We start from the raw sequence: 11,518 nt of genomic DNA on the forward strand, positions 1-11,518 counted from the left end.
GGGCGGTCAGGTGCCGCAGAGGAGGGCGCGAGTAGTGTCGATCTGGCCCATCCGCACCGATCAGAGGAGTCCGAGATGACCCGTGTCACCGCCTATGCCGCACCCAGCGAGGCCGCACCGCTCGAGAAGACCGTCATCGAGCGCCGCGAGCTCGGCCCGAACGACATCCTGATCGACATCGCGTTCGCCGGCATCTGCCACTCCGACATCCACACGGTGCGCGGAGACTGGGGGCCGCAGCAGTACCCGCTCGCACCCGGACACGAGATCGCCGGAACCGTCGCGGCCATCGGATCGGATGTCACCAAGCACGCCGTCGGCGATCGGGTCGGCGTCGGCTGTCTCGTGAACTCGTGCGGAGAATGCCGCAACTGCTTGCGCGGCGACGAGCAGTTCTGCTCCAACGGTGCGATCTTCACCTACGGCAGCACCGACCGTGACGGCAGCGTCACTCAGGGCGGATACTCCGAGCAGGTCGTGGTGACCGAGTCCTTCGCCGTGCGCATCCCCGACGCGCTCGGGCTCGACGTCGCGGCACCCCTGCTCTGCGCAGGAATCACCACGTACTCCCCGCTGCGGCACTGGAACGTCGGACCTGGCACGCGCGTGGCGGTCGTCGGCCTCGGCGGACTCGGCCACATGGGCGTGCAGATCGCGCACGCTCTCGGAGCAGAGGTCACCGTGCTGTCGCAGACGCTCAGCAAGAAGGATGACGGCCTCCGTCTCGGTGCCGATCACTACTATGCGACGAGCGATCCCGAGACGTTCCGCTCGCTGCGCGGGTCGTTCGACGTCATCCTCAACACGGTCAGCGCGGTCGTCGACCTCCGCGCCTACCTCGGTCTGCTCGACGTGGGCGGGTCGATGGTCTGCGTGGGAGCCCCCGCAGAACCGCTCTCAGTGAACGTCTCGTCTCTGATCGGCGGGCGTCGATCGCTCGCGGGGTCCAACATCGGCGGCATCCAGGAGACCCAGGAGATGCTCGATTTCTGCGCCGAACGCGGCATCGCAGCCGAGATCGAGATCATCAGCGCATCGCAGATCAACGAGGCGTACGAGCGCGTGCTCGCCTCTGACGTGCGCTATCGCTTCGTGATCGACGCCGCGACCATCGCCGACTGAGTTCCGGAGGGGGTCCTCGGGGTACGCCCCAGGGGACCCCCGTCGGTTGCTCCCCTGGGACCGTTCGCGCAGTGGGTGCGGCGGTGTGGGTCGGGGTGGTGCTGGGCCTGTGCGGCAGGGCGGCGCGGTAGCCGTAGCCGTAGCCGCGCTCAGTTCGCGGGATCCGGCTCGCGGTAGTACTCGAGGAAGTTGACGCGCGTCGCGGCGTGCAGCTCGTGGATCAGATCTCCGGCTCGTTCGCCGTCACGGGCTTCGGCCGCTGCAGTGATCGCGCGGATGAAATCGCGCGCCTGGAGAGGCGTGACGAGGTTCTCGCGAGGCGTGAGGAAGCGCACCAGCTGCAGCGACAGGGTCTCGGCCTTCGCTCGCAGCACGGAGTTCGTCGCGGCGCGGACGACGACGAGGAAATACCGGCGGATCGCTCGTCCGAGAGCGGCCGCGTCATCTGCATCCACCGCATCCTCGACATGCGCCAGCTCGCGACGCAAGTCGGCGATATGCGCATCCGCGAGGTCGGCGGTGGTGGTGCGGGCAAGGTGCTCGTGGATCACTCCGATCACGAACAGGCTCTCGTTGATCGCCGCGACGTTCACCGGGGCCACCCGGGTGTGACGGTGCGGCACCAACTCGACGACGTCCTCCTCGGCGAGTCGATTGAGCGCCTCGCGGATCGGGGTTCTGGACGACCCGAGCCACGTCATGAGCTCCTCGTCGTGGAGAACTTCCCCGGGTTCCAACGTCCCGTCGAGGATCGCCCCGAGGATCGTGTCGTAGACCTCGTCGCGAAGCAGCCGCCGCGGCGGAGGTGTGTCCCTCGTGGGCATCACGCGTCCTCGCTTCCGCGCCGCTCAGCTGTATCGGCGCCGGCGCCGGCAGCGACCTGCGGGCTCGATTCGGCCGCATCTCGTGCCTGCACGCTTGCGGCCCCTGCAGTGAAGTACGCCTGTGCGGCCAGGGCTGCGGCATCCGCGTTCCCTGTGGCGGCGGCGGATGCAAGCGCGTCGAGCGCGGCCGATGTGTCGGTCGCGTCGAGTGCGCCGGGTCGAGCGGTGATCATCCGGGTGACGTGCGGCACCGACTTCTCGCGGATGCGCTGAACGAGGGTGTTGCGGTAGCGGTCGACGAACACGTTCATCAGGTTGTTCACGATCCGTGCGCGTTCGAGGGCGTTCGAGGTCCGGCTCACCGTCGTGTGCAGGTCGGCGATCTGCGTCCGGTCCGCGTCGGTGAGGAGCGGGACAGCCTCGCGCACCGTCGCCGAGTACACGACGCCGAGCATCTCCACCTCCTCTGCGAACCTCGTGGGATCGAGAGGTGCGATGCGGGTGCCCCGCTGCGGAAGCACTTCGATCAGCCCCATGCCGGCGAGCCGGTTCACCGCCTCCCGGATCGGCGTGCGCGAGGCGCCCAACCAGCTCTCGAGCTGCTTGTCGGAGATCGGCTCTCCTGCGGCCAGGTCACCGGCGACGATGGCATCCAGAAGCGTGTCGAAGATCTGGTCGCGCAGCAGCTTTCGGGGCATTTGCGCCGGGGTCTTGGGCACAGGCATGGGTCAATGCTAGTCGGAATCATCTGGGTACCTGATATATCAATCGCCCGCAATATATACCCATGCCCTGTCTCTCGGTGGATGAGGCGACGACTTCAGGCAGGGTGCCCGAGCATTGAAATATCAGATGATTTGTGTCCGCGGCTAACTTATGTCATCCTCTAATCATCCAATATGTTAGTTGATGAGAGCGATGTGATCATGCCCATGGGCTCCCTCGAGGACCAACTGCGCCCGCAGCTTCTCAGCGGTCTCGCATACGAGCGCCTGCTCGCCGAGATCGTGAGCGGCCGCATCCCGCCCGGCCAGCGACTGCGGCTCGATCTGCTCGCCCATGCGTGGGCCGTCTCCCGGACGCCGGTGCGCGAGGCGCTGCAACGGCTTGTCGAGATGCGGTTCGTCCAGGTGTCTCCGAGCGCCGGAACTCGTGTGGCGGAGTGGTCGCGCGCTGACATGATCGAGCGCGCCCACGTCGTCGGTCGCCTGATCGTCGAGAAGAGCTGCATCGGCCCGCCCGTGCGCACGCACCAGCAGTCGACGCGACTGGCGGACGAGACCTGCGAGCTGCTCGGCTACCTCGAGCTCTCCGAGATCCTCATCTCGCGGGAGCTCGGCCGTCTGGGCCCCCGCCTCGCCCGCGACCACATCGACCCGCTGCGGCTGTTCGTGGATCCGCAGACGGCCCGCCACCACGGCATCGATCTCGACACGGATCGGGCCTCCCGCCGCCGTCTCCTCTCCGCCGCCCTCGCCGCCATCGAACGACAGGATGCTGCCGCGGCGCGCGAAGCCCTCGACGGGTTCTCGACGTCGTTCATCGACGCGCTCGGATCCGGCCCCGCAGAGGCCGCTGCGTAGTCCCGGCAGGAGAGCCGGGATCACCCGCCGTGTCGGTGGCGGCGGCTAGCGTGGGCTCATGACGTCTCTGATCGCCGGCCCCGACCTCCGCGACCGATGCGGGTGGGTGGGCGACGACGCCGAATACCGCCGGTATCACGACGAGGAATGGGGCACCCCGCTCCACGGCGACCGGGCGCTGTTCGAGAAGATGGCCCTCGAGGGGTTTCAGGCGGGGCTCTCGTGGATCACCATCCTGCGCAAGCGCCCCCGTTTCCGCGAGGTCTTCGCCGGCTTCGAGCCCGAGCGGGTCGCCGAGTTCGACCGATCCGACGTCGAGCGGCTCATGGCGGACGCGGGGATCATCCGCAACCGGGCGAAGATCGAGGCCACCATCGGCAACGCCCGAATCGTGCGCTCGATGGCAGACGGCGAGCTGGATGAGCTGATGTGGGCGTTCGCGCCGGCATCGGGACCGCGGCCCGCATCGTTCGCGGATGTTCCGGCGGTGACGCCGGAGTCTACGGCGATGAGCAAGGAACTGCGTCGTCGCGGCTTCCGATTCGTGGGTCCGACGACGATGTACGCGCTCATGCAGTCCGCGGGCATGGTCGACGATCATGTCGTCGGGTGCTGGCGCGCCTGACCACCGAGGCGTGCTGGGCGCGCCCGCCGTGTCGGGGCGAGTGCAGGGGCGATCGCCCGCCTTCGGGATCGTCCACACCCTCGATATACTCGTGGTCGGGGGGATCGCCCAGCGCGGCGCGCAGGGATCATGCAGAGCGCGGTCTCCCGACCGACCGTGAGGAGCATGGGTGGCCACGCGCATGGCATCGACACCGCCGACGCTGGCGGGGTACAGCTATGTGCGTCCGCTCGGATCCGGCGGGTTCGCAGATGTCTTCCTCTACGAACAGGACATGCCGCGACGCGTCGCCGCTGTGAAGGTGCTGCTGGCGGATGCCGTGAACCGCGAGGTTCTCCGCACCTTCAACGTCGAGGCCGACATCTCCGCGCGGCTCAGCGCCCACCCCTCGATCGTCACCATCTATCAGGCGTCCATCTCTGCAGACGGTCGGCCGTACTTCGCGATGGAGTACTGCCCCGACACCATGAGCGCCCGGTACAAGAAGGCGCCGCTGGCGCTCGCCGAGGTGCTCGACACGGGCGTGCGCATGGCAGGCGCCCTCGAGACCGTGCACAGGGCCGGACTCCTGCATCGCGACATCAAGCCGTCCAACGTGCTCATCAACTCCCTCGGCGCCCCCGTGCTGGCCGACTTCGGCATCGCGGCCGCCGTGATCGACGAGGGCGACGGAAAGACCATCGCGATGTCGGTGCCGTGGAGCTCGCCGGAGGTGCTGCAGGAGCGCGTCTCCGGATCCGTCCCGAGCGAGATCTGGAGCCTCGGAGCCACCCTGTACACGCTCCTCGCGGGAAGAAGCCCGTTCGAACGCGCCGACCGAGGCTCCAACTCCCGTGACCAGCTCACCGAGCGCATCATCAAGGCGCGCTATACCGCGGTGCCGATACCCGGCATCCCGCCGATCATCGACGAGATCTTCGCGACCGCGATGCACCGTGATCCGGCCAGACGGTTCGCGAGCATGGCCGACTTCGCGGAACGCCTGCGCTGGGCGCAGTTCGAGCTGGGTCTGCACCCGACGGCCTTCGAGGCGGCGTCCGCTGAATGGGCCGCAGCAGCGCCCGTCAGCTTCTCCGACTCCAGCGCCCGCGGCCCGGTGATCACCACCGTCGCCCCCGACTCGCGACGTGCAGTGCGCGCCGCGAAGCAGCAGGCGATGCCGCGCGACCGCGACGAACTGCCCGCCGCGCGTGCGAAGACCCGCTCGCCCCTCGTCGCCGGCGTGATCGGCGCGTTGATCGGAGCAGCGGTCCTCGGTGGCGTCGGCGTCGGCGTGCTCTACCTGACCGGGGTCCTGTGATGGCCATCGGCGACCGCGCTCGCGCGGAGGCGAACCCCCGATCGCGCGGACGCCTGATCGCGGCCATCTCGGGTGTCGCCGCCCTGGCGGTGGTGCTCACGCTCGCCATCACGGCCCAGGGATACCAGTCGCAGGAGGTGCCCCGCCTCGAGTCGTCCGTCTGGGTCATGCGCGACAGCGGCCAGTACGCCCGCGTGAACACCGAGCTCGCCGAGATCGACACCGTGCGCAACGTCGACGATCCCGAGGCCGTCTGGCAGAGCGGCTCGGCGGCCGTCATCTACGCCCAGGGCAACAGGCAGCGGTGGGATCTCGACCCCGCGAATCCCGCCGACCTGCTCTCCGACGCGTCGGATGAAGGCACGCCGATCGCTTCCGAGCCGACGCCGGCGGGCACGCGGGAGATCCTGTCGGCCGGTGCCTATGTGGCGTATCGCACCGACACCGGCCAGGTATCGGTCACCACTCTCGAGGCGGGTGCCGCCACTGCTCTCGTCGACCCGTTCGCGGGCGTCGAGGTCGAGGAGGGCGAGGACCCTCCGACGTACACGGCGGATGCGATCGGGCTGTCGCCCGCGGGCCTGCTGGTGCTCTTCTCCGCAGACGAGGGCGCGATCCGCCGGTTCGACATCGACGAGCACCGCTTCCTCGGCGATCCCGAGTCCGTCTCGCAGGCTCCGGATGCCGCAGAGGGCCTCCTCGTCACGGTCGTGGGCGACCGCTGGGCGATGCTCCAGGCGGGCACCGGCGAGCTGTGGCTGCAGGGGCGCGACGAACCCGTGGAGCTGGACGTCGCTGAGGACGCGCGTCTCCAGGAGGGCGCTGAGTCGGGCGAGAACGTGTCGATCGCCGACTCCGACGGACTCGTGTCGGTCGATCTGGATTCCGGAGAGTCGGAGCGGGTCGCTGACGCGTCGGGCGTGCCGGCGACGCCGGTCGTCGTCGACGGCGAGGTCTATGCCGCCTGGCTCGACACGGGTGCGGGCACTCTGTGGGCGGGTGGCGAGACCGTTCCGCTGCGTGTTCCGGACGAGGCCCTCGACTCTTCGACGATCGAACCGGTCTTCCAGGAGAACGGCGATCGAGCGGTGCTGAGCGAGATCGGCACCGGACTCATCTGGACGGCCCCCGACGGCGTGCTCATCCCGCTCGAGCAGTGGGCGATCGAAGACGACACCGAGCAGCAGGAGGGCACGATCATCGTCGAGGACGTGGCCGAGCAGATGCCGCCCGTCGCCGTCGACGACGCATTCGGTGTCCGTGCGGGCGAGCAGGTGATCCTGCCGGTGCTCCTCAACGACCACGATCCGAACAAGAAGGACGTGCTGTCGATCGATCCCGAATCGGTCTCGGGCGGGCTCGGCGACCCGGCGTTCGGTGACCTGACTCTCGTCGCGAACGGGCAGTCGCTGGTGGTCGACGTCAAGGCGGGCTCGGGGCAGGCGAGCTTCACATATGCGGTCACCGACGGCGCCGCGGTGTCGGCTCCGGCGACCGTGACCCTGACTGTCGTCGATCCGGGAGCGAACTCCGCGCCCGTGTGGTGCGGAGTCGACGCCTGCCAGCAGGAGTGGCCGACGCCCCAGCTCCTTCCGGGCGGCAGCACGGTCGTCTCGGCGTTGTCGGGCTGGGTCGATCCCGAGGGCGATCCGTTCGTGCTCAGCGATGCCTACGAGACCGATTCCTCGTCGCCCGTCATGGTCGTGCCGATGGCCGACGGACGGGTGGCCATCCGCCACACCGACCCGAATGCCGCGGATGCCGTGATCTCGGTCACCGTGGTGGTCGAGGACGTGCACGGTGCGACCGCGGAGAAGACCCTCGATGTGCAGGTCACAGGGAGCCCGGCTCTCGTCGCCTCGCCGGTCGCGCTGACGGCGCGTGTCGGGGAGCTCCAATCGGTGCGCATCTCGGATCATCTGTCCGGCGGCTCCGGTTCGTATCGTCTCGTCGACGCCGTGCAGACTGCGGCGACCGCGCAGGGACTCGAGGTCAACCCGAACGCGGCATCCGGCACCGTCGAGATGACGGTGGCCGAACCGGGGCAGTACGTCGTCACCTACACGGCTCAGGACGTCACCACCCAGGCCGAGCAGTCGGCCGTCATCCGCATCACCGCGGTCGACGGATCCGCGGGCCTCGCGATGGCACCGCTGACCGCGTTCGTCCGCGAGGGCGAGGACACGACGGTCGACGTCATCCGCGCCGTGCAGAACACCAGTGGTCGGGTGCTGATGCTGGCCGATGCGGTGAGCTCGACGCCGCAGCTCGGCGTGCGTGTGGTCGGCAACGAGAGCATCCGGGTGAACGGCACCACGGAGGACGGCGAGCCCGGGGTGATCGGCAAGGCCACCGTGACGATCGCCGACGGCACCGGCGCCGCAGTGCAGGGAACCGTCACGGTCTTCCTCACGCCGCCGTCGACGGTGACGCGTCCGATCGTCTTCCCCGATGCGATCACCGTGCGCGCAGGTTCGCTCACGCGTATCGCTGTCACGGCCAACGACGTGGCGCCGCGAGGGGAGCCTCTGGTCGTTCTCCCCGAGGTGACCGGCTCGGGCGAATCGGGTGAGCTCGTCTTCGCCGACCGCAACGCGCTGCGCTACCTCGCACCCACGACGCCCGGCACCTACCGTCTGTCGTACTCGGTGTCACTCGAGCGCAACCCCGCCCTCGCCGACAACGGTGTCGTGACGGTCACGGTCGTGCCTCCGGGCACCAACCGTGCCCCGACGCCGTCGACCCTGACCGGCCGAGTCCTCAGCGGTCAGACCGTGTCGCTGCCCGTGCCTTCGACCGGCATGGACAGCGATGGCGATCGAGTCGTGCTCGCGGGCGTCGACCAGCCCCAGAAGGGTGCGGGCACGGCGACGATCTCGGCCGACGGCGACGCGATCGTCTACCGGGCGCCCGCGGGCGGTGTCGACGGCGGTCAGGTGAGCTTCGGATACACGGTGCGCGACCCGCAGGGCGAGCAGGGGACGGGCACCGTCCGCGTCGGCGTGCTCGACGCGGACATCGATGACGCGGCGCCCGTGACCTTCAGCGATTACGTGCGCGTCGAGGCCGGGTCGACGACACCGATCGTCCTCGACCCGCGTCTCAACGACCTCGATCCGGCGCAGAGCGAGCTCGAGATCACCGAACTCATCCCGAACGCGCCACCGGTCAAGGGGAATCCGCTCTACGACCGCCTGAACGCGCTGATCGATCCCGACACCTCTCTCGAAGACGGCCGTGTCGTGCTGCGCGCGGGAGACACCGCCGGCACGAACTCCTACTTCTATACGGTCAGGTCCACTCGCACATCCAGCACGGCGCAGGGTCTCATCGTCGTGACCGTGACCGACGGTGCGGTCGCCGACCAGCCGAGCGTCGCCGACACGGTGCTCACTGCGCGCGATCGGGAGGAGCTCCCGGATCGCGGCATCGACGTCGTGACCGATCGTGTCAGCTGGCCCTCGGGTGACGCCTCCTCCCTCACCTTGAGCCTGTGGGGCGACCAGCCCGGGTTCACTGTTCAGGGGAACCGCATCGTGGGCGCTGCCCCCGAAGACGGTGCGCTCGTTCCGTTCCAGCTGAAGGGCGAGGGATCGGGCGGCAGAGCGGTGGTCGCCTACGGGTTCCTGCGCATACCCGCCTTCGACGACATGCAGGTCCAGCTCAAGCCCGCCTCGACTCCTGTCGTGGTCGACGAGGACGCCTCGGTCTCGTTCGATGCGGCCGACTACGTCGACCTGACCTCCTCAGATGCCCTCGAAGTGGGATCCGGGCAGTTCACCGCGCAGCGGGCAGCCGCGTCGTGCTCCGCCGAGGGTGCAGGCAGCGTGACGTATCGCGCCGGCCGTGAAGCGCCATGGTCGGACACCTGCCTGGTCCAGGTGCGGTTGCAGGGGCAGGAGCGCTGGTCGTTCATAGACGTGCCGATCAGCATCCGTCCTGCCGAGCCGCAGCTGCTGCTGTCGTCGATCTCGCACACGATCGCCCCCGGAACCACCGAGACGGTCGACATGTACGCGAACATGGCCGCGTGGGAGGGCGGACGTGAGGGTGACGCGGGATCCCTCGAGTACCGGATCGTCTATTCGGGCTCGGCCTTCATCGTCACCCGAAACGGGCCTCAGCTGACCATCGAGGCACGCGCAGACGCGCGACCCGGCAACGCCGAGAACGTCAGCGTCACGGTGCCCCAGTACGGCGAGCCGTCGGCATCCGTCCGCCTCGTCGTCGGAGCCGCGCCGCCGGATGCGCCGCGCGGCGCGACCTTCACGAAGCAGTGCATCGTGACGAACCCCAGCTGCACCATCGACGTCGTCGACGTCGCCGGGGAGTACGACCCGTTCGCCGGGAAGCCCGGATCGGGCCTCCGACTGATGTCCCTCGGCGGGGGCACACGATGCGATGTCGCGTCGATCTCGACTTCGGGAAGCAAGGCGATCACGGCGAGCTGGCCCGGCGGAGGGCAGGCACCGGGTGGACAGTGCATCATCCCCTTCGTCGTGCAGGATGCGCAGGGGCGCACCGGCACCGGAACCCTGACCCTCGATCTGCAGGGCTTCCCGCAGGCACCCGCCAGCGTCACGACGGTCGGATTCACCCGCTCGACCGTGGTGCTCGACGTGCCCCTCGGGGAGGCCGGTCGCGCGCACCCCGGCGTCACGGGGGTCGAGATCCTGCAGGACGGAGCGCCGGCGAACGCGTCGTGCAGCCCGGCGGCAGGTGCCTACCGGTGCACGGTGAACGGACTCGTCAACGGAGCGCCGCACGTCTTCACCGCGGCGGCCGTCAACGCGGTCGGCACATCGGCGGCGACGTCACCGCACACCAGCTGGGCGTACGCCGCCCCTGTGGTGTCGAAGGCGAACGCCACACCCGTCTATCGCCCCGGCAGCACGGAGCGCGGGCGCGGCATCGTCGCTCTCGCGGTCGATGCGTCGGACGACTCCCTCGCGTTCCGCATCGAGGAGACCGGGCAGGTCATCAACCGCACCGGCGCGACGACGACGGCCGACATCGCGCTGGCGCCGGGCCCGCAGAACATCACGATCGTCCCGATCAGCCAGTTCCAGCCGCCGACGGGCGATGGTGGAAACGAGGGCGGAGCCTTCCGCACGTCCGTCACCGCTGCGGGAACCGTCTACTTCGACCCCTCGGGAGCACGCGCGACCGCGACGTCGAACACCTCGATCGACGTCTCGGGAGTGGCAGCGCAGCCGAACGGCAGCGCCCTCGGCATCGACGTCGTGTACCTCGCCTGGCGATCGGGCAATGCGAGCTGCACCGCTGACGGCGACGGTCGTCTGCAGGTCTCGGGTGCGGAGGCGCAGTCGTCGTCACCCACCCTCACCAAGCTCGCCGAGTACTCGACCTACAACGTGAAGGCGTGCGCATCGAACGGCTTCGGCGTCGCCGAGTCGGCGACCACCCAGGTCTTCACGTTCACCTTCGTGGAAGGCCCGAAGGGCAACACGAGCTACACGATCGCCACCCAGCCGTCGGTCCAGGACAACCGCTATTCCTACCGGCTCGAGTCGGCGCCCGACATCGCCGTGCGAGACGGCTTCGTTCCGCAGTACTACATGTACGGGTCGTGGCGGTCGGACTTCCAGCTGAGCACCGACTCATCACCGTTGCCGGTCGGGGCGCGCTCCTGCCACGCGGTGCTGCGGGAGTACTGCTCCGATTCGGTCGAGATCTCGCCCCGGACGGCGCCGACGACGGTGGCGGTCGAGTTCCGCGAGTGCGTGCCCGCCAACCCGGATGACGCGTTCGTCGTCAGCCCTGCCGCCCGCGGGTCGTACTCCCTCGCCGTGACTCCGAGGATCGTCGACGGCATCTCCATGGTCGACATGAAGATCACGTGGACGGGCGCTTTCAGTTCGCTCAAGCCGATCACGCACCGCGTGACGCTGTGCACCCAACCGGAGCCGGAGCCGGAGGATCCGAAGGACCCCGACAAGCCCGCCGACCCCGCCGACCCCGCCGATCCTGCCGGATGAACCCGCCGCGATGACGACTCCCTCCTCCCCACCGCCCTGCACACCGCAGGTGCCAGAGACGAATA

Annotated in this window: 7 protein-coding genes; 5 read left to right on the forward strand and 2 right to left on the reverse strand. The window is 69.0% G+C overall.

Going from position 1 to position 11,518, the window contains the following annotated elements; all coding sequences use genetic code 11:
• The first annotated feature begins 75 nt into the window (after nucleotides 1-75).
• Complete coding sequence (locus QRN21_RS09860) at nucleotides 76-1,122, forward strand: NAD(P)-dependent alcohol dehydrogenase (protein ID WP_285363865.1); 1,047 nt, start codon at nucleotides 76-78, stop codon at nucleotides 1,120-1,122.
• A 149-nt stretch (nucleotides 1,123-1,271) separates the two neighbouring features.
• On the opposite strand, the gene QRN21_RS09865 is transcribed toward QRN21_RS09860, so the two are convergent.
• Together QRN21_RS09865 and QRN21_RS09870 are read right to left on the reverse strand one after the other, a co-directional pair.
• On the reverse strand, nucleotides 1,272-1,946 hold the full coding sequence (locus QRN21_RS09865; protein WP_056276614.1) for a GntR family transcriptional regulator: 675 nt from the start codon (nucleotides 1,944-1,946) through the stop codon (nucleotides 1,272-1,274).
• Nucleotides 1,946-2,671, reverse strand: a complete 726-nt coding sequence (locus QRN21_RS09870) for a GntR family transcriptional regulator (RefSeq protein WP_285363866.1) — start codon at nucleotides 2,669-2,671, stop codon at nucleotides 1,946-1,948. The genes QRN21_RS09865 and QRN21_RS09870 overlap by 1 nt, the downstream gene beginning before the upstream one ends.
• Nucleotides 2,672-2,845: 174 nt before the next feature.
• Here QRN21_RS09870 and QRN21_RS09875 point away from each other — a divergent pair, with 174 nt between their 5' ends.
• From QRN21_RS09875 to QRN21_RS09890, 4 genes are all read left to right on the forward strand, one after another.
• The gene (locus QRN21_RS09875) at nucleotides 2,846-3,529 is read left to right on the forward strand and encodes a GntR family transcriptional regulator (RefSeq protein WP_082297970.1); all 684 of its coding nucleotides are present in this window, start codon (nucleotides 2,846-2,848) and stop codon (nucleotides 3,527-3,529) included.
• 58 nt (nucleotides 3,530-3,587) lie between these two features.
• Entirely contained in the window at nucleotides 3,588-4,154 is a 567-nt protein-coding gene (locus QRN21_RS09880; protein WP_285363867.1) for a DNA-3-methyladenine glycosylase I, read from the forward strand.
• Between the two features lie 169 nt (nucleotides 4,155-4,323).
• Nucleotides 4,324-5,454, forward strand: coding sequence for a serine/threonine-protein kinase (locus tag QRN21_RS09885; RefSeq protein WP_285363869.1), 1,131 nt, complete (start codon nucleotides 4,324-4,326; stop codon nucleotides 5,452-5,454).
• Entirely contained in the window at nucleotides 5,454-11,453 is a 6,000-nt protein-coding gene (locus QRN21_RS09890; protein ID WP_285363870.1) for an Ig-like domain-containing protein, read from the forward strand. Before QRN21_RS09885 ends, QRN21_RS09890 begins: the two co-directional genes overlap by 1 nt.
• Nucleotides 11,454-11,518: the final 65 nt, after the last annotated feature.

It is taken from the genome of Microbacterium sp. LMC-P-041, from assembly GCF_030209555.1.
In the GTDB taxonomy this organism is placed as follows: Bacteria; Actinomycetota; Actinomycetes; order Actinomycetales; family Microbacteriaceae; genus Microbacterium.